Below are 20,733 nucleotides of genomic sequence, written 5' to 3'. Positions count from 1 at the left end.
AGGGGGACAAATGAGGAGGCTCGACACCGGATTCTCATCGAAGACGCCGTCGGGCCGCACTATTCACTTCACCGACACCCCTCGTTCACTTGTGACCGAGAGGGTAGCGGGGTTCAGGGCAACCCAGCTTGCTCGGACTGACGGCAACACGCGAGAGGAATTGGTTCAAATGCGCGAGGTGTTCCAGCAGGAGCTGCGAGAGGTTCAGGAGCGGCTCGTCGAGATCTCGTCCCTCGTCGCCGACTCGATCGAGAACGCGACGGCCGCGTTCGGGGAGTCGAATGTCGCACTCGCCGAGAGCGTGATCGAGCAGGACAGCCGCATCGATGCCGCCGCCGTCGCCCTCGACGAGCTGGCGATCCAGATCCTGGCCCGACAGCAGCCGGTCGCCCGCGACCTTCGCATCGTGGTCACGGCGCTCCGCGTCAGCGCGTCGCTCGAGCGCATGGGCGACATGGCGACGCACATCGCCCAGCTCGCCCGCTACCGCTTCCCCGAGAAGGTCGTGCCGAAGGGCCTGCGCAAGACGTTCCAGGAGATGGGCGCGCTCGACTGCGAGATCGCGCACAAGCTCACGGAGCTGCTGCGCACCGAAGACGTCAAGCTCGCCGAGGAGATCCGCGACGAGGACGACAAGATCGACGCGCTGCACCTGAGCGTGTTCGACAAGGTGCTCGGCGAGACCTGGAAGGGCGGCGCCGAGGACACAGTGGATGCGACCCTCGCCTCGCGCTACCACGAGCGCTTCGCCGACCACGCCGTCTCCATCGCCAAGAAGATGCAGTACCTGGCGACCGGCGACTGGGCTCCCCAGGACGACTGAGCACCGACCTCAGCGACGAAGCGCGTCACCCCCGCGGGGATGACGCGCTTCGTCGTTCTCGGGGCGGTGCGCCCTACTTCTTGCCCTGGCTGGCGACCGCGGCGGCGCCGGCGGCGGCGGCCTCCGGGTCGAGGTAGCGGCCCGGCGCGAGCGGACGGTAGTTGTCGTCGAGCTCGTAGACCAGCGGAATGCCGGTCGGGATGTTCAGCTCGGAGATCTCGTCATCCGCGATGTCCTCCAGGTGCTTCACGAGCGCGCGCAGCGAGTTGCCGTGCGCGGTCACCAGCACCGTCTCGCCGGCGGCGAGGCTGGGGATGATGTCGGACTCCCAGTACGGCAGCATCCGCTCGATCACGATCTTGAGGCTCTCGGTGCGCGGCACCTCGCCGTCGATGTTCGCGTAGCGCTCGTCGTGCACCTGGCTGTACTCGGCGTCGTCGTCGAGCGGCGGCGGCGGGGTGTCGAAGCTGCGACGCCAGGTCATGAACTGCTCCTGGCCGTACTTCTCCAGCGTCTCCGCCTTGTCGAGGCCCTGCAGCGAGCCGTAGTGGCGCTCGTTGAGGCGCCAGGAGCGCTTCACCGGAATCCAGAGGCGGTCGGCCTCCTCCAGCGCGAGGTTCGCGGTCTGGATCGCGCGCGTGAGCAGGCTCGTGTAGAGGATCGTCGGCGCGAGACCGGACTCGGCGAGCAGCTCGCCGGCGCGCTTCGCCTCGGTCACCCCCTGATCGCTCAGGCGGACGTCGACCCACCCGGTGAACAGGTTCTTTTGGTTCCAGTCGGAATTGCCGTGACGAAGAAGGATGAGCGTGGTGGTCATGCCGCCAGCCTACCGAGACAACAATGGACGCATGCCAAGATCCACCTCGCCGCAGGGGCGCATCACCCGCGGGACGACCGGGGTCAACCGCCTGCGGCGCGTGGATCGCTGGGTGGCGCAGCTGCCGGCGTTCCGCGCTGCGGACGCCCCGCTGGTCGTCGACCTGGGCTACGGAGCGTCCGCGCGAACGACCCTCGAACTGCACGAGCGCCTGGCCCGCGTGAAGCCGAGCGTGGAGGTCGTGGGCATCGAGATCGACCCGGAGCGGGTGCGGCTCGCGAACGCCGAGGCGAGGCCCGGGGTGAGCTTCCGACTCGGCGGCTTCGAGACGCCGCTCGACGGGCGGCGCGCGACGGTCATCCGCGCACTCAACGTACTGCGCCAGTACGACGAGTCGGAGGTGGAGGCGGCCTGGGCGACCATGCGGGCGCGCCTCGCACCCGGCGGCGCGCTCGTCGAAGGCACCTGCAACGAGGTGGGTCGCGTCGCCAGCTGGGTGACCCTGGATGCGACCGGACCGGTGACCTTCACCATCTCGCTCCGGCTGGCCGAACTGGATGCGCCCTCAATCGTGGCGGAGCGGCTGCCCAAGGCGCTCATCCACCGCAACGTGCCGGGCGAGCGCATCCACGACCTGCTGACCACGCTCGACCGGCTGTGGGCGACGCACGCGCCGCTCGGCGTCTACGGACCCACGCAGCGCTGGATCGCCGTCGCCGAATCGCTGCGGGCCGAGGGCTGGCCGGTGCTCGGCGCGCGGTCGCGTTGGAAGCTCGGCGAGCTGACGGTGCCGTGGAGCGCCGTCGCGCCGGCCTGAGTCAGGAGACCGGCGGCAGAAGCTTCCGAGCCTCGTCGATCGGCATGCCCGCGCCGACGAGCAGATCGACCACGAGCGGGCGCAGGAGCAGCAGCACGGTGGCGTCGGTGACGACGAGGGCCCCCGGCAGGCTCACCGCCGGGTCGAGCCGGGCCGCGAGCGTGGAGAGCACCCCGCGCGCCGATTCGGCGATCTCCAGCTCGACGACGGTGCGGGCGTCGAGCGCGGTCGCGAGCAGGCGCATCGCCGCCGAGAGGTCGGCCACGAGCCCGGCGAGCGCGGGTCGCGGAACCCCGTCGCGCACCAGGAACTCGATGCGCCGGGCCACCAGGCGCAGGTGCCGGCTCGCAAGGTCGGCGGTGGCCTGCAGCCGCCGCTGCCGCCGCACCATGACGAGATGGCGGCGCAGGAACGGCGAGAGCCGCGTCACCGAGACGGCGGTGTCGGCCGAGGCGGCCCACTCATCCAGCAGCGGCTGGGTGCGCCGCAGCCGCGCGAGGGCGAGCTCGGCCGCCGCCGGATCCGCGTCGGCGAGCGCGTCGCGCACCGAGCCGAGCGCCTCGTCGAAGACCGAGAACACGCGCCGTCCGTCGCGTGCGGCCTGACGGCGCGGGTCGCGCGGAATCAGCGCCGTCACGAGCAGCGCGACCACGCCGCCGACGAGACCGTCGAGGGTGCGCCCGAACGGGCTCCCGTCGATCTGCGGCAGCAGGACGACGAGCGCGGCCGGGATCGCCGTGGCGAGCGCGAAGGCGGGATTCGGCGATACGGCGCGCGCCACCACGAAGGTGACCAGCATCGCCACCAGCAGCTGCCACAGGCCCGCGCCGAGCAGCACCATGAACGCGTTCGCGAGCGCGATGCCCAGCAGGATCGCGAGCACGCTGGCCGCCACCCGACGGGGCCGGGCGTCGCGCGAGAAGCCGAGGGACGTGACGACGACGGTCACGGCGAGGACGGGCAGCTGATGGCCCAGCCCCCAGTGCGCGATCGAGTACGACGCGGCGATGCCGGCGAGGATCTGCAGGATCGCCGGCAGCGACTCCCACACCCGGCGCACCGCCGCCCGCGCGTCGATGCGGCGACGCACGCGGCGCTCGAGGGCACGCAGGCTGCCGAGGCCGTCCACGGTCACTCGCGGCGGACGCCGCCGAGGCGCGGCAGGCGCGGCACGTTCGCGGAGGCACCCGCCTCCGGCGGGACGACGATCTCCTGCGCGGCGGCCAGCGGGGTGCCGTCCGCGGTCACGACCGCGAGCGCGGCGTCCACGGGCGCGGAGCGCTTGACGAGAGCGAGGGCGATCGGGCCCAGCTCGTGGTGGCGGGCGACGCTCGTCAGCTGGCCGACGACCTTCTCGCCGGAGCGCACCTCGTCGCCCGCGGCGGCGGCCACCCCCTCGCTGCCGTCGAGGTGCAGGAACACCAGTCGGCGCGGCGGATGGCCGAGGTTGTGCACCTTCGCGACCGTCTCCTGACCGCGGTAGCAGCCCTTCGCCAGATGCACCGCCGACCGCAGCCAGTCGAGCTCGTGCGGCAGCGTCGTGGCGTCGAGCTCGGTCGCCGCGCGCGGCCGCCAGGCGGCGATGCGCAGCGCCTCGAGCGCGAGGCTCCCGGCCACGGGCGTGCCGGTCGCCGCCAGGTCGGCCAGCCGGTCGCGGGGAACGAGCACCTCGACCGCGCGCCACTCGGCACCCGGATGCCCCTCGGCGGCCGCGTAGGAGTGGCCGCCGGCGGCGACCTCGGCCCAGCCGTCCTGCCAGATCAGCGGGACCCCGTGCGGGGCGGCGGCGACCTCGGCGAGCGCGGCGGGCACCTCGCCCAGCGCGCCGACGGTGGCGAACTCGGCGGTGCGGTCGGCGACCTCGACGCGGAGCATGAAGCGCATCCGGTCGAGGAAGGCGCGGAAGCCCTCGCCGAGGCCCGCGTCGAGCAGCAGCCAGGTGGTGGTGCCGTCGTCGAACACGCGGCCGACGAACTCGATGCGCCCGCTCGGGTCGAGCAGCAGGGTCTCGCTGGAGCCGCCCGCGGGGAGGCGGGTGAGCGCCTGCGAGGTGAGCGAGTCGAGCCAGCTCAGCCGGTCGTCGCCCGTGATCGAGAGCACGTCGCGATCGGAGAGGTCGACGATCGCCTCGCCGCGGGCGAGGGCGCGCTGCTCGGCGATCGGGTTGCCGTAGTGCTCGGGCGGGGAGCCGACGGCGCCGGGGAGGGCCGCGAAGGGCGACGCGGTATCGACAGGCTCAACCGGCTCAGGCTGCGCAACCCGATCGGACGCGGTTTCGACAGGCTCAACCGGCTCAGGCTGCTCGGGCGCGGTTTCGACAGGCTCAACCGGCTCAGTCGACACGGGCGAGCCTTCCGGAGGCGTGGGTGCGCAGGTCATGGCCGAGGGCGGCGATGTCCCAGGCCCACAGCAGGTGGTCGTCCACGAGACCGTAGATGCGGGTGGCGGCCGAGTAGTCCTTGGCGCTCGCGGTGCGCACCACGGCGTCCGTCGCCAGATCGATGCGCGGTCCGGCGACAGCCCCGAGGTAGAGCTCGCTCACGCCCGCCGCGTGCAGGATCGACACCTCGATGTCGAAGGAGCCGGCGGCGTTCCGCAGCGTCTCCACCTGCTCGGCCGAGGTGAACTCCGACTCGCCGACGCCGGGGATCATGCCGGGGCCGGGGTCCGCCGCGGTCGCCGGTCGCGCCAGGCTCCAGTAGCCCAGCTCGGAGAAGTACGGCAGGGCCTCCGAGGCCTCGGCCTCCGCATCCAGCGCCCACACCGTGCAGCTGTACTGCAGGTGACGCCCGCCGTCATGGCTGAAGGCGATCCGCTGCCCGAACTCGCCCTCGTGCATCTGATCGCCGGCACGGTAGGCGAGCACGCCGGTGCCTTCCCACACGCCGATCAGCCAGGAGAGCGGGACGAGCTCTGCCGGAACCGCCGGGTCGAGCTCGAACATGCCCTAGCGCTGCCCGCGGAAGAGGTTGTACACCACGACGACGGAGACGAAGCCGATCGACAGCGTCGCGAGACCGAGGAGCGCGATGAAGAAGAGTTCGAGGGCAAGCATGGTCTCAGTCTAGTGAGGGGAGCAGCGCCACGTCGGGGTGGATCGCGATCAGCACCACCGAGGCCACCACGAGGATCACCAGCCCGCCGCCGAGGCTCGCGATCATGCGCGTCACGAAGCCGTCGCGACGGTGGATGGCGAGCTGGATCGCGGAGGTCATGACGACCAGGGCGCCGAGCACCACCGGGATCCAGACCAGGAACGCGGAGCCCGCGAACACTCCCACCAGCACGGCGCCGACGAGCGCCGCACCCCAGACGATGCCGATGCTCCCACGTAGCCAGTTCACGCGCCCATAGTATGCGTCACTACACTGTCCACAGACTCTCGGGAGGGTGTTCGTGGCGCAGTTGTTGATTCTGACCTCTACGGTCGACAGCGACGTGTTGCCCGCGCTCGGACTTCTGAACCACCGCACGCGCAGCATTCCCGCCGAACCGGCGTCGCTCGTGACGGCGCCGACCGCCGACCTGATTCTGGTGGATGCGCGGCTCGATCTTGCCAGCGCCAAGTCGCTGTGCAAGATCCTCGTCACCACCGGCGTCACCGTTCCCGTGCTGCTGGTGCTCACCGAGGGCGGGCTGACGGCCGTGCAGTCCGACTGGGGCGTCGACGACGTGATCCTGGAATCGGCCGGTCCCGCCGAGGCGGATGCGCGCATCCGGCTGGCGATCGGTCGCCTCACCGAGGACAAGTCGTCGAGCAAGATCCAGACCTCGGGCGTCATCATCGACGAGGCGAGCTACTCCGCCAAGGTGCACGGTCGCCCGCTCGACCTCACCTACAAGGAGTTCGAGCTCCTCCGCTTCTTCGCCTCCCACCCGAGTCGGGTGTTCACTCGCGAGCAGCTGCTCAGCGAGGTGTGGGGCTACGACTACTTCGGCGGCACCCGCACGGTCGACGTGCACGTGCGACGACTGCGCGCCAAGCTCGGCGATCTGGAGTCGCTCATCGGCACGGTGCGCAACGTCGGCTACCGATTCAACGTTTATGAAGATGATGAGAGACTCACGCCAGCGGGCTGAGCTTTAACCTGTCGTTCATTGAGCGGTGCCAGGATGGTGAAGTGGACGACATCAACCCCCTCGGCGACCCGACGATCGCGGCCGACCTCCTCGACGACTACGAGGCAGAGCCGGTGCTCGTCGATGACGGGACCCTCCCCCACGACCGCTTTCTCGATCGCGAGCTGAGCTGGCTGGCGTTCAACCAGCGCGTGCTGGAGCTCGCCGAGGACGAGAGCCTGCCGATCCTGGAGCGCGCCAACTTCCTGGCGATCTTCTCCTCCAACCTGGACGAGTTCTTCATGGTTCGCGTCGCCGGCCTGAAGCGCCGCATCGCGACCGGGCTCGCCGTGCCGACGAACGTGGGGCGCGCCCCGAGCGACGTGCTCGCCGACATCAGCGCGAAGGCGCACGAGCTGCAGGATCGCCACGCGCGCGCATTCGGCGAGCTGGTGAAGCCCGCGCTGGATGCCGCCGACATCCACATCGAGCACTGGACCGATCTGGAGGAGCGCGACCGGGTGCGGGTCGACGAGATCTTCTCGAGCCAGATCTTCCCGGTGCTGATGCCGCTCGCTGTCGACCCCGCGCATCCGTTCCCCTACATCTCGGGCCTCTCGCTCAACCTCTCGGTGCGGGTGCGCAACCCGAAGACCGACAAGGAGGAGTTCGCGCGCCTCAAGGTGCCGACGAACCTCCCGCGCTTCGTGAAGCTGCCGGATGACGGCACCGGCCGCCTGCGCTACCTCCCCCTCGAGGACGTCATCGCCAACCACCTAAGCGAGCTGTTCCCGGGGATGGAGATCCTCGCCCACCACACCTTCCGCGTCACCCGCAACGAGGACGTCGCGGTCGAGGAGGACGAGAGCGAGAACCTGATCCAGGCGCTCGAGAAGGAGCTGCTGCGCCGGCGCTTCGGCCCGCCGATCCGCCTCGAGATCACCGACGACATGGACGAGGTGACGCTCGGCCTGCTGATGAGCGAGCTCCAGATCACCGCGCAGGAGGTGTTCCGCCTGCCGGCGCCGCTCGACCTCGGGGGGCTCTTCGAGCTGATGAAGCTCGACCGCCCCGAGCTCAAGTACCCGAAGCACGTGCCGACCACGAGCGTGCACCTGCAGCCGGCCGACCCGACCGCGGCCCCCGACATCTTCGCCTCGATCGACCGCGGCGACGTGCTGCTGCACCACCCCTACGAATCGTTCGCGACGAGCGTCCAGGCGTTCCTCGAGCAGGCTGCCGCCGACCCGAACGTGCTCGCCATCAAGCAGACGCTGTACCGCACGAGCGGTGACAGCCCGATCGTCGAGGCGCTGATCGCCGCGGCGCAGTCGGGCAAGGCGGTGCTCGCCCTGGTCGAGATCAAGGCCCGCTTCGACGAGCAGGCCAACATCTCCTGGGCGCGCAAGCTGGAGAAGGCTGGCGTGCACGTCGTCTACGGTCTCGTCGGGCTGAAGACCCACTGCAAGCTCGCGCTGGTGATCCGCCAGGAAGGCAGCGAGCTGCGCCACTACAGCCACATCGGCACGGGCAACTACAACCCGAAGACCAGCCGGATCTATGAGGACTTCGGGCTGCTGACCGCCGACAACCAGGTCGGCAAGGACCTCACCCGGCTGTTCAACGAGCTCTCCGGCTACGCGATCGAGAAGAAGTTCAAGCGTCTGCTCGTCGCCCCGCTGCACCTGCGCAAGGGGCTGCTCAAGCACATCAACGCCGAGGCCAAGAACGCCCGCGAGGGCAAGCCGAGCGGGATCCGCATCAAGGTCAACTCGATGGTCGACGAGATGATCATCGACGCGCTGTACCGCGCCAGCCAGGCGGGCGTTCCCGTCGACATCTGGGTGCGCGGCATCTGCTCGCTGCGTCCGGGCGTCCCCGGACTCTCGGAGACGATCCGGGTGCGCAGCATCCTCGGCCGGTACCTGGAGCACTCCCGGATCTTCGCCTTCCACCACGCCGGCGACCCGCTGGTCTTCATCGGCAGCGCCGACATGATGCACCGCAACCTCGACCGCCGCGTCGAGGCGCTCGTCCGCCTCACCGAGGCGGAGCACATCGACGAGCTCGACACCCTGTTCGATCAGGCGATGTCGGAGCAGACGGATGCCTGGCACCTCGGCGAGGACGGCGTGTGGGTGCGCCACGACCGCGACGCCTCCGGCGAACCGCTGCTCGACCTGCAGGATGATGTGATGCGCCAGATCGGGGAACGACGCCGGGGGAACCTGCGATGACCGCCGCCAACACCGTGCTCGCCGCGGGAGCCGTCGTCTGGCACGAGCTGCCGGATGGCCGCATCGAGATCCTCGTCGTCTACCGCACGCAGCACCGCGACCTCTCGCTGCCCAAGGGCAAGGTCGACCCCGGGGAGTCCCTCCCCCAGACGGCCGCGCGCGAGGTGCACGAGGAGACCGGCCTCGCCCTCGCCCTCGGGGTGCCGCTCGGCACGGTCGACTACACGCTGCCCAACGGACGCCCCAAGCGGGTCTACTACTGGGCCGCCGAGGCAGGTCGCCACGCGATCGCGAACTCGACGTTCCGCGCGAACGACGAGATCGAGGAGCTGCGCTGGGTCAGCCTCGACACGGCGCGCGAGATCCTGAGCTACGAGCACGACGTCGACGTGGTCGACCGCTTCGCCGGACTCGTCGCGACCTCGAGCGCCCGCACCTTCGCCATCATCGCGGTGCGGCACGGCAAGGCCGTCGCCCCGCACGACTGGCGCGGCCCGGACGCGAGCCGGCCCCTGATGCCGCGCGGCCACGAGCAGGCCCACCGCGCGGCCGGCGGCATCGCCGCCTTCGGCCCGAGCAAGCTGATCTCGTCGACGGCGGCGCGGTGCCTCACCACGATCGCCCCGGTCGCGGCGTCGACCGGACTCGCCGTCAAGCTCTCCGACAAGATCAGCCAGGATGCCTTCCAGCCCTCCGCCAAGGCCGTGAACTCGGTCGTGCGCAAGCGTCTCAAGCGCCGGCACTCGGTGGTGCTGTGCAGCCACGGTCCGGTGCTGCCGCAGATCATCGAAGCGGTCGCCTCGCACGGCGGGGATCGACGGCTCGACCAGCTGCCGCGCGCCAAGGCGCTCGGCACCGGCGAGTTCGCGGTGATGCACGTCGCGGCCGACCGCCCCGATGGCGGCATCGTCGCGATCGAAGTGCACAATCCCTTCGAGTGACGCGCCGGGGCGCTCGCGCCTCGTTCACCTTCCGTTAACCTTCCTGGTCGATTCTCGTTACGCTTCCCGTATGGAGGGGCCTGTACGGCGCGCTGATCCTGCGCCGCATCCAGATTTCCCGAAGGGAACACCGTGACTCTTTCGCGTGCTGCACGCGCCGCCGCCGTCTCCCTGGCGGGCGCACTCGCCCTCACCTCGTGCACCACCGAGACGATCGACGACGGCGAGATCCGCGGCACGATCATCGGGGCGGGCTCCTCGGCGCAGCAGGCCGCCCAGGAGGCCTGGGTGGTCGGGTTCCAGACCGCGAACGTGCATGCCACCGTCGAGTACGACCCGATCGGGTCGGGCGGCGGTCGCGAGACCTTCATCGGCGGCGGAAGCCAGTTCGCCGGCTCCGACCGCGCCTTCAAGGTCGAGGAGATCGCGGAGGACAACTTCGCCTCCTGCGTTCCCGGCACCGGCATCCTCGAGATCCCCGCCTACATCTCCCCCATCGCCGTCGTGTTCAACCTCGACGGCATCGACGCGCTCAACATGGACGGGGCGACGATCGCGGGCATCTTCGCGGGCACCATCACCACCTGGAGCGATGAGGCGATCGCGGCCCAGAACGAGGGCGTCGAGCTGCCGGACCTCCCGATCACGGCCGTCCACCGCGCGGACGACTCGGGAACGACCGCCAACTTCACCGACTACCTGGCCGCCGTCGCCCCCGAGGTGTGGACGGTCGGCCAGATCGAGACCTGGCCGATCGAGTACGGCGGCGAGGCCGCCCCGCAGACTTCGGGCGTGATCAACGCGGTGACCAACGGCGTCGGCACCATCGGCTACGCGGATGCCTCGCGCGCGGGCGAGCTCGGCATCGTCTCGGTCAAGGTCGGCGACCAGTACGTGCCCTACTCGCCGGAGGCCGCCGCCGCGATCATCGACGCGTCGCCTCGCGCCGAAGGCCGCGGAGCGACCGACCTCGCGATCGACATCGACCGCACCTCGAGCGCGCCCGACGTGTATCCGATCGTCCTGGTCAGCTACCTGATCGGCTGCAACGAGTACAACGAGGGCGAGCGCGCCGACGTCGTGAAGGCCTACTTCTCCTACCTGGTGAGCGACGAGGGCCAGGCCTTCGCCGCCGAGTACGCCGGCTCGACGCCGATCTCGGATGCGCTCCACGCCGAAGCACAAGCCGCGATCGACGCGATCAAATAACGCCGCACGACACGGAGCCCCTGACGATCATGTCCCTCACCGCCGCGAAATCCCGCCCCAAGTCCGCGCAACGGCCCGGAGACCGGGTGTTCTCCGCCAGCACCCTCACCGCCGGCAGCCTGATCCTGGCGGTCCTGGCCGCCGTCGCCGGGTTCCTGGTGCTGGAGGGCGTGCCGGGCGTCCTCGCCGACCCCGAGTCGGTCTCGATCTACGACGAGGGCGTCGACTTCACCGGCTTCGTCATCCCGCTGATCTTCGGCACGCTCTGGTCCGCCGCGCTCGCGCTCGCCATGGCGCTTCCGGTGTCGATCGGCATCGCGCTCTTTATCTCGCACTACGCACCGCGCCGGCTCGCGGCGGGGCTCGGCTACATCATCGACCTGCTGGCCGCGGTGCCGTCCGTCGTCTACGGCCTCTGGGGCGCCAACGTGCTGGCCCCGCTCATCCAGCCGGCCTACGCCTGGCTCGCCGACAACGCGGGCTGGATCCCGCTGTTCTCTGGGCCCGCCTCCGGCACCGGACGCACCATCCTCACCGCCGCGATCGTCCTGGCGGTCATGGTGCTGCCGATCGTCACCGCGATCTCCCGCGAGGTGTTCCTCCAGACGCCGCGCCTCTACGAGGAGGCCGCGCTGGCACTCGGCGCGACCCGCTGGGAGGTGATCCGGATGGTGGTGCTGCCTTTCGGCCGCCCCGGCGTGATCTCGGGCGCGATGCTCGGCCTCGGCCGTGCGCTCGGTGAGACGATGGCCGTCGCGATGGTGCTCTCGGCCAGCGGCGTCATCACCTTCAACCTGATCGGCTCGGTGAACCCGTCGACGATCGCCGCCAACGTCGCGCTGCGCTTCCCGGAGGCGTACGGCATCAACGTCAACGTCCTGATCGCGACCGGCCTGATCCTGTTCGCGATCACCCTGGTGGTCAACTCGATCGCTCGCTACATCGTCAACCGCCGCAAAGAGTTCTCGGGAGCCAACTGATGTCGAGCGCCCTCACACCGCCGCCGGTCGCGAACGCGTTCGCCGCCGGGCGACTGCCGCGCTTCGCGACCGCCTGGCTGCTCGCGGGCAGCCTGGTCGTCTCGGGCACGGTCTTCGCCCTGGTCGCGCTGTCGACTCCGGATGCCACGCTCAACGTGGGCGCTGCCGTCGCCATCGGCGTCGTCATCTTCGCGGTCACGACCTACGTCGTCTCGCGCCTCGTCGAAGGCCACCGCCGCGCCGCGGACCGGGTGATCACCATCCTGGTCGTCTCCGCGTTCACCCTCGCGATGATCCCGCTGCTGTCGCTCGTCTACACCGTCATCACGATGGGCTCGGGACGCATCGACTGGGACTTCTTCACGCTGTCGATGCGCAACGTGCTCGGCGAGGGCGGCGGCATCGCCCACGCGATGGTGGGCACGCTGCTCATGACCGGGCTCGCCACCCTGATCTCGGTGCCGATCGGCCTGCTGACCTCGATCTACCTCGTCGAGTACGGGCGCGGCCGGCTCGCCCAGGCGATCACCTTCTTCGTCGATGTGATGACCGGCATCCCGTCGATCGTCGCGGGCCTGTTCGCGTTCGCGCTGTTCGAGCTGATGCTCGGGCCCGGAACCCGCGTCGGGCTCTCGGGCGCCCTGGCGCTCACGGTGCTCATGCTCCCCGTGGTGGTGCGCTCGAGCGAGGAGATCCTGCGCCTGGTGCCGAACGAGCTGCGAGAAGCCGCCTACGCCCTCGGCGTGCCGAAGTGGCTGACGATCCTGAAGGTCGTGATCCCCACCTCGATCGCCGGAATCTCGACCGGCGTCATGCTCGCCGTCGCGCGTGTGATCGGCGAGACGGCGCCGCTGCTGATCGCGGCCGGGTTCACCAACAACTTCAACTGGGATCTCACCGAGGGCCGCATGCAGAGCCTCCCGGTCTTCGTCTACTACTCGTATGTGAGCCAGGGCACCGACTTCGCCCCGTACATCGAGCGCGCCTGGGCGGGAGCACTCACGCTCGTCGCCATCGTGATGATCCTCAACCTCGTCGCGCGGTTGATCGCCCGCGTCTTCGCCCCCAAGCTCGGTCGCTGAGCAAGAGTAAGGAACCTCCACTGTGTCCAAGCGAATCGAAGTTCGTGACCTCAACGTCTACTACGGCAAGTTCCGCGCCGTCGAGGGCGTCTCGCTGACGATCGAGCCGCGCTCGGTCACCGCGTTCATCGGCCCCTCGGGCTGCGGCAAGTCGACGTTCATCCGCACCCTGAACCGCATGCACGAGGTGATCCCGGGCGCCTACGTTGAGGGCGAGGTGCTGATCGACGGCAACAACCTCTACGACCCGAGCGTCGACCCGGTGAACGTGCGCCGCTCCGTCGGCATGGTGTTCCAGCGCCCCAACCCGTTCCCCACGATGTCGATCCGCGACAACGTGCTCGCGGGCGTCAAGCTGAACAACGGGCGCATCGCCAAGAGCGACGCGGACGCCCTCGTCGAGTCGTCGCTGCGCGGCGCCAACCTCTGGAACGAGGTCAAGGACCGTCTCGACAAGCCCGGTTCGGGACTCTCCGGCGGTCAGCAGCAGCGCCTCTGCATCGCGCGCGCGATCGCGGTGAAGCCCGAGGTGATCCTGATGGACGAGCCGTGCTCGGCGCTCGACCCGATCTCGACACTCGCGATCGAGGACCTCATCGAGGAGCTCAAGCAGGAGTACACGATCGTGATCGTCACCCACAACATGCAGCAGGCCTCGCGCGTGAGCGACAAGACGGCGTTCTTCAACATCGCCGGAACCGGGATGCCCGGCAAGCTCATCGAGTACGACGACACCACGACGATCTTCTCGAAGCCGAGCGTGCAGGCGACCGAGGATTACGTCTCCGGCAAGTTCGGATAGACGACGACACGAGGTGCGGCAGGGCCGGGGCAGACGCCCCGGCCCTGCTTCGCTGTGGCGGCGTGACGAGGCCGCGGGACGGTGTTCCGCCCTCGTTCACCGGCCGTTCACTTCGCGGGACGACAGTTGTTCACTGTGCCGCCGACCACCCGTTTCCGCCCCGGAGCGACGTCGACGACGCCCTCTAACAAGGTCATGGCGATGTCTATTTCAACGCCACTCCGCGTTTACCGGCCGTTCATGACAACCGACTTCTCTGGCACGGTCGGATTCTTCCGACAGCACCCATTCCCAGGCGGCCACGTCGCCCATGAAAGGAACACACAGTGAAGACCAAGTCCAGCATCGCTGGGGTCGGCGCGTCGTTCGCGCTTGTCGGCCTCGTCCTGACCGGTTGTGCCGCGACCGACACCGAAGGCGCCGGCGACGCGCTCACCGGTGCGGTTGTCATCGACGGTTCGTCCACCGTCGCCCCCAACACCGAGGTTGCTGCCGAGCTGTTCGGCGAGGAGTACCCCGAGGTCAACGTCTCGGTCGGCGTCTCCGGCACCGGCGGCGGCTTCGAGAAGTTCTGCAACGGCGAGACGGACATCTCCGAGGCCTCGCGCAACATCAAGGACGAAGAGGCCGAGGCCTGTGGCGCCAACGACATCTCGTTCGTCGAGCTCGGCATCGCCAACGACGGCCTCGCCGTCGTCGTGAACCCGGAGAACGACTTCGTGCAGTGCCTCACGGTCGAAGAGGTGTCGTCGATGTGGCGCGCCGAGGAGCCCGTGACCAACTGGGCCGACGTCCGCGAGGGCTTCCCGGACCTGGAGATCACGCTCTACGGCCCCGGCACCGACTCGGGCACGTTCGACTACTTCACCGAGGAGATCAACGGTGAGGGCGGCTCGATCAACGCGGCCTACAACGACATCGGCGAGGACGACAACGCTGCGGTTCTCGGCGTTGCCGGTTCGGCCGGTGCGTCGGCCTTCATCCCGCTGTCGTTCGTCGACCACGCGGGCGACCAGGTTCGCGCCATCGAGATCACCAACGACGCCGGCGACTGCGTCGCCCCGTCGCTCGAGACCGTCATGGACGGCTCGTACAGCCCGCTGGGTCGTCAGCTGTTCCTCTACCCGTCGGGTGCTGCCCTCGAGAAGCCCGAGGTCCTCGCGTTCCTCGAGTTCTACATCACCAACCAGGCCGAGATCGCTGAGATCGCTGGCTTCATCCCGCTGAACGACGAGCAGGAGGCGACCGCGCTCGCCGAGCTGCAGTCGCTCCTCGGCTAAGTCACCGACGCAACTCGATTAGCAAAGGCAGCCCAGGAATGGCCACGTCCACGATCACCCGCCGCGCAGATGCCCCGTTGACGCTCGAAGCGTCGCGACCTCGCATCGGTGAGAAGGCGATCGTGGTGTGGCTGTTCCTGGCTGCCTCGCTGGCCGTTCTGATCACGGTCGGCATCGTCATCTCGCTCATCCTCCCGACGATCGACTTCTTCCGGGATGTCTCGTTCGGGGAGTTCTTCTCCTTCGACCCGTGGGCGCCGCTGTTCGCGGACCCGTCCTACGGCGTCGTCCACATCGTCGGCGGAACCGCCGCGATCGTGGTCTACTCGGCGGTCATCGCCTTGCCCGCCGGCCTCGGATCCGCCATCTACATGAGCGAGTACGCCGGGACGCGGGCGCGCAAGATCCTGCAGCCCACGCTCGAGATCCTCGAAGGCATCCCGACCGTCGTCTACGGCATCTTCGCCCTCTTCTTCGTCGCGCCGCTCCTGAAGGACAACTGGCCGACCTGGATCCCCGGCAAGCTCGGCGAAGAGCCCGGCTTCCAGTTCGTCCTCGCCGCGGGCCTCGTGCTCGGCGTCATGATCATCCCGACGGTCGCCTCCGTCGCCGCCGACTCCATGTCGGCCGTGCCCCGCAGTCTCCGCGAAGCCGCCTACGGGCTGGGAAGCACGCGCATGCAGGTCGCGACCAAGGTGGTCGTGCCCAGCGCGCTCTCGGGCATCATCGCCTCCTTCGTCCTGGGCCTCTCCCGCGCCGTCGGCGAGACCATGGTCGTGCTGATGGCGGCGGGCGCCATGGCGAACCTGAGCCTGTGGCCCAACGACTCGATTCTGACGATGACCGCGTTCATCGGTCGCACCGCGACCGGCGACATCTCGACGGGATCGACGGCGTACTACACCGTCTTCGCCGTCGGCGCGCTGCTCTTCGTCATCACGCTGACCATCAACATGATCGCGATCGCGCTGGTGCGTCGATTCCGAGAGGTGTACGAATGACCAAGACGTCCGGGCGCACCCGAATCGCCACCACCGCCGTCCGCGACTCCGCGCCGCGACTCGAGCGCGTCGGAATCGACGTGCGCGGCGAGCTGTTCCGCGCCGTGCTGCTGTTCTCGATCATGCTCGGCATCGTCATGCTGGCGACGCTGCTCATCTTCGTCGCGGTGCGCGGCAGCGCGCGGCTCGACCTCAACCTGTTCACGCAGATGCCGTCGTCGATCAACACCGACACCTCGGGCTTCCTGCCGGCCATCGTCGGCACCGTGTACGTCATGATCGGCACCCTCGTCACGATCGTGCCGATCGGGGTCAGCGCGGCGATCTACCTCGAGGAGTACGCCAACCGCGACCGCTGGTACAACCGCATCATCGAGGTCAACATCCAGAACCTGGCCGCGGTCCCCTCGATCGTGTTCGGCATCCTCGGCCTCGCCTTCATCGTGCGCGGGCCGCTCGACCTCGGCTTCGTGGCCTTCGCCGGATCGCTGACGCTCGCGATGATGGTGCTCCCGACCGTGATCATCTCCTCGCGCGAATCGATCCGCGCCGTGCCGCCGACGCTCCGCGATGCCTCGCTCGGCCTCGGCGCGACGAAGTGGCAGACCACCTGGCGCCAGGTGCTGCCGCTCTCGGTGCCCGGCATCCTGACCGGAACGATCCTGGCGATGTCGCGCGCGATCGGCGAGACGGCACCGCTGCTGTTGGTCGGCGCGACCACGTTCGTCCGATTCCTTCCCGAAAGCGCCTTCTCCGGCGCGTACAGCGCGATCCCCGTGCAGATCTACCAATGGGCGGTGCGTCCGCAGGATGAGTTCCGCGTTCTCGCGGCAGCCGGAGCCCTGGTCCTGGTGGCGCTGCTCCTGCTGATGAACTCCGGCGCCATCTGGCTGCGCTCCAAGTACCGCCGCGAACTGTGACGACCCCTACCGAGAACTCGAGGAACCCCATGACCGACGTCGACATCAAGAAGCGGCCGGAGACCTGGCCGCACCGGGCCGTCTTCACGATCGAGGACCTGAACGTCTTCTACGGCAACTTCCACGCCGTGACCGACGTGAACATCGCGTTCGGCGCCAACGAGATCACCGCGCTGATCGGCCCGTCCGGCTGCGGCAAGTCGACCGTGCTGCGCTGCCTCAACCGGATGAACGACCTGGTGCCGAGCGCCCGCGTCGAGGGGCGTGTCGAGTACCACGGCATCGACGTCTACGGCCCGAAGGTCGACCCGATCGAGGTCCGCCGCCACATCGGCATGGTGTTCCAGAAGCCGAACCCGTTCCCGAAGTCGATCTACGACAACATCGCCTACGGCCCGCGCGTCACCGGCATGCAGGTCGAGAGCATGGACGACCTGGTCGAGCAGACGCTCCGCCGCGCCGCCCTCTGGGACGAGGTCAAGGACAAGCTCAAGAACAACGCCTACGGCCTCTCCGGCGGGCAGCAGCAGCGCCTGTGCATCGCGCGCGCCATTGCGACCGGCCCCGACGTGATCCTGATGGACGAGCCGTGCTCGGCCCTGGACCCCATCGCGACCGCGCGCATCGAGGACCTCATGCACGAGCTCCGCGACGACTACTCGATCATCATCGTGACGCACAACATGCAGCAGGCGGCCCGCGTCGCCGACCGCACCGCGTTCTTCACGGTGGCGCAGAACGAGGCGACCGGTGACCGCACCGGCACCCTCGTCGAGTACAACGAGACGACGCAGATCTTCGAGTCGCCCGCCGACCAGCGCACCGAGGACTACATCAGCGGCCGGTTCGGGTAACCACCGATGCCGTCGCGGCGCCGCGTGGTGACGGTTGCCACGCCCGGGAGTCGTCCCGACGCGGCGCTCGTCGCACTGCTGTCTGAATCGGATGCGTCGCTGACCGTCGCCGACGACGCCTCGACGGCGCTGCTGGAGATCGGACGGCTCGCGCCGGCCCTGGTGATCGTGCCGACCGATCTCGCGGATGTGGATCCGGTCGCGATGGTCGACGCGGTCGCGCGGCAGTCGATTCCCGTGCTGGCGGCGATGACCAGCGACGCCGAGAGCTCGGCGACCGCGGTGAGCGCGCTGGATGCCGGCGCCACCGGCATCGTCGCGCTGCCGCTCTCGGCGAAGGACATCGTGGACGCGCTGGACCGGCTCTCGCCGGCCCAGCCGGATCAGCTGAAGGTCGGCGAGCTCGTCATGGACGTCGACGCGCACCGGGTGACCGTGCGCGGACACGAGGTGCCGCTGAGCGCCCGCGAGTTCACGCTGCTGCGCCACCTGCTGGCCCGCGCCGGTCATCTGGTGAGCCTCAACGAGCTGGAGAGCTTCGCCCTGTCGGAGTCGCAGGGCTCCCCGACCGCGCTCCGCGTGATGATCGCCCGCATCCGTCGCAAGCTCGAGAGCTCCGCCCCCGACACCCAGCGACTGCTGGAAACGGTGCGCGGCGTCGGCTACCGGATCGCGGACGAGGCGGAGCTTCGCCCTTAGGCGCCGAGCACCACGATGGGATCCATCGACGGCGTCTCCGAACCGCCCGCCGGCTCGATCGTGACGCCGACCGCGTCACCGGCGTGCATCACGCCCTCGAGCACGACGCTGACCCGGTCGCCCTCCATCGTGAAGGTGCCCGCGGGGATCGCGTCGCCGTCACGCAGGTACCAGAGCTCGTAGGTCTGATCGCTGGGCAGCTCGCCCATGCCTTCGGCGATGAGCGCCGAGCGCCCGAGCTCCCCCGACCAGACGAGCGTCGCGTGTCCGCCCCCGTCGAGCGGCACGCTCGCGCGCTGGAAGTCGCTCGCGGCGGTGATCTCGGCGATCTGCTGCGCCTGCATGTCGGCGGTGCCGTCGGCGACCAGGAGCCCGCCCGAGAACGCCAGCACGATGGCGGCCGCGGCCCCGGCCAGTGCGATGGCGGGGTGGCGGAACCAGCGGGCGCGGGCGCGCTCGGTCGGCGCCAGCACCTCGGCCGCGGGCGGCACGGGCGCGGCGGCGGCAGCAGCGGCAGCGGGCGCGGCCGGCTCCTCGGCGGGGAGCTGCGGCAGGTCGGCGATCGCGGCGAGCACGCTCGCACGAAGCTTCGGGCTCGGCGCCTCCGGGGTGACGGCGAGGCCCAGCTCGGCCGCCGTGGCGGTGAGGCCGTCGACCTCGGCGCGCAGCTCGTCCGAGCCGCGCAGCCGCGCCTCGAAGGCCGCGCGCTCCTCGGCGGGCAGCGCGTCGAGCGCGTAGGCACCGCTCAGCTCGTCCGAGTCGAGCCCGTCGTTCGGGCGCTCCGGTGTCGGGTTCTTCGTCACGAGGCCACCCCCAGTTCGTCTCTCAAGCGGATCATGCCGTCACGCAGCCGCGTCTTGACGGTGCCGATCGGCACCTCGAGCAGGGCCGCCACCTCACTGTGGCTGAGCCCGCGGAAGTAGGCGAGCGAGACGGCCTGGCGCTGCAGTTCCGTAAGACGGCCCATCGCTCTTTCCACCCTTTCGCTCTCCAGTCTGATCTCCACGTTCTCCGCCACCGAGTCGAAGCCGGGGGCGAAATCGCGGATTCCCACCCGCGTGTCACGGTCTCGGCTGGACTGCGAGGCCCGCACCCGGTCGACCGCTCGGCGGTGCGCCATGGTCAGCATCCAGCTGACCGCGCTCCCCCGCCCCGACTCATACCGGGCGGCGGTCTGCCACACCTCGAGGAAGATCTCCTGCGTCACTTCCTCCGACTGCGCGTGGTCGCGCAGCAGCCGCTTGACCAGGCCGAAGACCCGCGAGGCGGTCTGGTCGTAGAGCTCGGCGAAGGCGATCTGATCGCCTCCGGCGCATCTCGCGAGAAGTGTCTCCGGCGTGGCGCCGACGTGGCTCTCGGAGCGCAGGTCGACATCATCGGACACAATCCTCAGCATCCCACACCGTTCCTCGACGTTCTCGTAGAAAGTCATTCGGAACCCGGCCCGCGCCGGATTGGTGCCGAATCGGGGCATGAAGAACCGGGCCGCAGAACGCCTCTCGGCGGAAGGCCGCTCGCAGCGGCGAAATTTGGAGCCCGGGGTTACTGCGGCCCGGCCAGAAGAGTCTACGGTCAGTCGAGCGAGTCTGCACGGGCGAGTCCCGCACTCGCCGCCAGATCTGCGGCAATCGTCGACAGTCGCAGGGCTCGACGCGTCAGCGCGTCCGCTCGATCGCCCTCCGCACCGTCGTAGTCATCGGCGAGGCTGGTCGCCCCGGCCGCCGCGACCCGGCAGAACGCCGCCGCACGCTCCAGCGCGAGCGCGAAATCGCCCTCGAACACGCCCCGCAGGATGCGGTCGGCCAGCTCGACGACCTCCTGCGGGCCCGCCGGGGTCGGCGCCCCCGCGACGAGCGCGTCGATGGTGCGCAGCACCTCGGTGCCGCGGGTGTAGATCAGGCTCACCGCATCCGGGTTGCTGCGGATCATCAGCCGCACCAGGTACAGCCGCCACAGCGCACCCGGCAGGCTGTGCGCGGTGGCGTGCGACCAGAGCTCGGCGAGCGCGTCGATCCCGTGCTCGTCGGTGTAGTGCACGAGGCGCTTCACGACGCTCGGGTCGGCGGAGTCCCGCGCACGGGTCAGGATCGCCGCCGCGCTCTCGTGCGCGGCCCGGGATTGCGCCGCCGGATCCGTGCCGCCCTCGTAGGCCTCGAACTCGCGGCCGCCGAACAGGGCTGGTTTGTGGAACTCCGACGACATCGTTCCAGGG

Annotated in this window: 22 protein-coding genes; 14 read left to right on the top strand and 8 right to left on the bottom strand. The window is 69.6% G+C overall.

All coding sequences use genetic code 11. The features are described from left to right. The first annotated feature begins 169 nt into the window (after positions 1–169). On the top strand, positions 170–823 hold the full coding sequence (phoU, locus tag AC0L6Y_RS01135) for a phosphate signaling complex protein PhoU (protein WP_473553847.1): 654 nt from the start codon (positions 170–172) through the stop codon (positions 821–823). 73 nt (positions 824–896) lie between these two features. Here phoU and AC0L6Y_RS01130 read toward each other — a convergent pair whose 3' ends face one another. Next, a complete protein-coding gene (locus AC0L6Y_RS01130; RefSeq protein ID WP_473553845.1) occupies positions 897–1,640 on the bottom strand; it encodes a phosphoglyceromutase in 744 nt (247 codons plus the stop codon). Positions 1,641–1,671: 31 nt separating this feature from the next. On the opposite strand from AC0L6Y_RS01130, the gene AC0L6Y_RS01125 reads away from it, so the two are divergent. Then, entirely contained in the window at positions 1,672–2,457 is a 786-nt protein-coding gene (locus tag AC0L6Y_RS01125; protein WP_473553843.1) for a class I SAM-dependent methyltransferase, read from the top strand. 1 nt (position 2,458) lies between these two features. Here the strand turns inward: AC0L6Y_RS01125 and AC0L6Y_RS01120 are convergent, their stop codons facing one another. The 4 genes from AC0L6Y_RS01120 to AC0L6Y_RS01105 form a co-directional block, all read right to left on the bottom strand. Then, positions 2,459–3,592 (bottom strand): FUSC family protein, encoded by a 1,134-nt coding sequence (locus tag AC0L6Y_RS01120; RefSeq protein ID WP_473553841.1) that lies wholly within the window; start codon positions 3,590–3,592, stop codon positions 2,459–2,461. Next, positions 3,589–4,800 carry a CAF17-like 4Fe-4S cluster assembly/insertion protein YgfZ gene (gene ygfZ / locus AC0L6Y_RS01115; RefSeq protein ID WP_473553839.1) on the bottom strand — a complete coding sequence of 404 codons (1,212 nt, stop codon included), beginning with the start codon at positions 4,798–4,800 and terminating at the stop codon, positions 3,589–3,591. The genes AC0L6Y_RS01120 and ygfZ overlap by 4 nt, the downstream gene beginning before the upstream one ends. Continuing rightward, positions 4,790–5,401: a nitrobindin family protein gene (locus AC0L6Y_RS01110; protein WP_473553837.1), complete on the bottom strand. Its 612-nt coding sequence runs from the start codon at positions 5,399–5,401 to the stop codon at positions 4,790–4,792. Before AC0L6Y_RS01110 ends, ygfZ begins: the two co-directional genes overlap by 11 nt. 115 nt (positions 5,402–5,516) lie before the next feature. Continuing rightward, positions 5,517–5,801 carry a hypothetical protein gene (locus AC0L6Y_RS01105; protein ID WP_473553835.1) on the bottom strand — a complete coding sequence of 95 codons (285 nt, stop codon included), beginning with the start codon at positions 5,799–5,801 and terminating at the stop codon, positions 5,517–5,519. A 52-nt stretch (positions 5,802–5,853) separates the two neighbouring features. Here AC0L6Y_RS01105 and AC0L6Y_RS01100 point away from each other — a divergent pair, with 52 nt between their 5' ends. The 12 genes from AC0L6Y_RS01100 to AC0L6Y_RS01045 all read left to right on the top strand — a co-directional run bounded on the left by AC0L6Y_RS01100 (position 5,854) and on the right by AC0L6Y_RS01045 (position 18,521). Further along, complete coding sequence (locus tag AC0L6Y_RS01100) at positions 5,854–6,537, top strand: winged helix-turn-helix domain-containing protein (protein ID WP_473553833.1); 684 nt, start codon at positions 5,854–5,856, stop codon at positions 6,535–6,537. Between the two features lie 41 nt (positions 6,538–6,578). After that, positions 6,579–8,753, top strand: coding sequence for an RNA degradosome polyphosphate kinase (locus tag AC0L6Y_RS01095; protein ID WP_473553831.1), 2,175 nt, complete (start codon positions 6,579–6,581; stop codon positions 8,751–8,753). Continuing rightward, a complete protein-coding gene (locus AC0L6Y_RS01090) occupies positions 8,750–9,694 on the top strand; it encodes an NUDIX hydrolase (RefSeq protein WP_473553830.1) in 945 nt (314 codons plus the stop codon). The genes AC0L6Y_RS01095 and AC0L6Y_RS01090 overlap by 4 nt, the downstream gene beginning before the upstream one ends. A gap of 132 nt (positions 9,695–9,826) precedes the next feature. Continuing rightward, positions 9,827–10,903, top strand: a complete 1,077-nt coding sequence (locus tag AC0L6Y_RS01085) for a phosphate ABC transporter substrate-binding protein PstS (protein WP_473553828.1) — start codon at positions 9,827–9,829, stop codon at positions 10,901–10,903. Positions 10,904–10,932: 29 nt separating this feature from the next. After that, positions 10,933–11,883 carry a phosphate ABC transporter permease subunit PstC gene (gene pstC / locus AC0L6Y_RS01080; RefSeq protein WP_473553826.1) on the top strand — a complete coding sequence of 317 codons (951 nt, stop codon included), beginning with the start codon at positions 10,933–10,935 and terminating at the stop codon, positions 11,881–11,883. Beyond that, positions 11,883–12,965, top strand: a complete 1,083-nt coding sequence (pstA, locus tag AC0L6Y_RS01075) for a phosphate ABC transporter permease PstA (RefSeq protein ID WP_473553824.1) — start codon at positions 11,883–11,885, stop codon at positions 12,963–12,965. The genes pstC (AC0L6Y_RS01080) and pstA (AC0L6Y_RS01075) overlap by 1 nt, the downstream gene beginning before the upstream one ends. 22 nt (positions 12,966–12,987) lie before the next feature. Beyond that, positions 12,988–13,767, top strand: coding sequence for a phosphate ABC transporter ATP-binding protein PstB (gene pstB / locus AC0L6Y_RS01070; protein WP_473553822.1), 780 nt, complete (start codon positions 12,988–12,990; stop codon positions 13,765–13,767). 326 nt (positions 13,768–14,093) lie between these two features. Next, the gene (locus AC0L6Y_RS01065) at positions 14,094–15,047 is read left to right on the top strand and encodes a PstS family phosphate ABC transporter substrate-binding protein (RefSeq protein WP_473553820.1); all 954 of its coding nucleotides are present in this window, start codon (positions 14,094–14,096) and stop codon (positions 15,045–15,047) included. A gap of 38 nt (positions 15,048–15,085) precedes the next feature. After that, positions 15,086–16,048 carry a phosphate ABC transporter permease subunit PstC gene (gene pstC / locus AC0L6Y_RS01060; RefSeq protein WP_473553818.1) on the top strand — a complete coding sequence of 321 codons (963 nt, stop codon included), beginning with the start codon at positions 15,086–15,088 and terminating at the stop codon, positions 16,046–16,048. Continuing rightward, complete coding sequence (gene pstA, locus AC0L6Y_RS01055; RefSeq protein ID WP_473553816.1) at positions 16,045–16,968, top strand: phosphate ABC transporter permease PstA; 924 nt, start codon at positions 16,045–16,047, stop codon at positions 16,966–16,968. The genes pstC (AC0L6Y_RS01060) and pstA (AC0L6Y_RS01055) overlap by 4 nt, the downstream gene beginning before the upstream one ends. Before the next feature lie 29 nt (positions 16,969–16,997). Continuing rightward, a complete protein-coding gene (pstB, locus tag AC0L6Y_RS01050) occupies positions 16,998–17,822 on the top strand; it encodes a phosphate ABC transporter ATP-binding protein PstB (protein WP_473553814.1) in 825 nt (274 codons plus the stop codon). A gap of 27 nt (positions 17,823–17,849) precedes the next feature. Continuing rightward, complete coding sequence (locus tag AC0L6Y_RS01045) at positions 17,850–18,521, top strand: winged helix-turn-helix transcriptional regulator (RefSeq protein WP_473553811.1); 672 nt, start codon at positions 17,850–17,852, stop codon at positions 18,519–18,521. On the opposite strand, the gene AC0L6Y_RS01040 is transcribed toward AC0L6Y_RS01045, so the two are convergent. The 3 genes from AC0L6Y_RS01040 to AC0L6Y_RS01030 form a co-directional block, all read right to left on the bottom strand. Continuing rightward, positions 18,518–19,324, bottom strand: coding sequence for an anti-sigma factor (locus AC0L6Y_RS01040; protein ID WP_473553809.1), 807 nt, complete (start codon positions 19,322–19,324; stop codon positions 18,518–18,520). The two genes, AC0L6Y_RS01045 and AC0L6Y_RS01040, sit on opposite strands and share 4 nt — an antisense overlap. Continuing rightward, positions 19,321–19,917: an ECF RNA polymerase sigma factor SigK gene (gene sigK / locus AC0L6Y_RS01035; RefSeq protein ID WP_473553807.1), complete on the bottom strand. Its 597-nt coding sequence runs from the start codon at positions 19,915–19,917 to the stop codon at positions 19,321–19,323. Before sigK ends, AC0L6Y_RS01040 begins: the two co-directional genes overlap by 4 nt. A gap of 176 nt (positions 19,918–20,093) precedes the next feature. Next, positions 20,094–20,723 carry a DNA-directed RNA polymerase subunit beta gene (locus AC0L6Y_RS01030; protein WP_473553805.1) on the bottom strand — a complete coding sequence of 210 codons (630 nt, stop codon included), beginning with the start codon at positions 20,721–20,723 and terminating at the stop codon, positions 20,094–20,096. Positions 20,724–20,733 lie beyond the last annotated feature (10 nt).

Source organism: Pseudolysinimonas sp. 10J20-29, from assembly GCF_055809595.1.
Note: the sequence above shows the minus strand (reverse complement) of the source record. Positions and strands in the feature narration are given on the sequence as shown.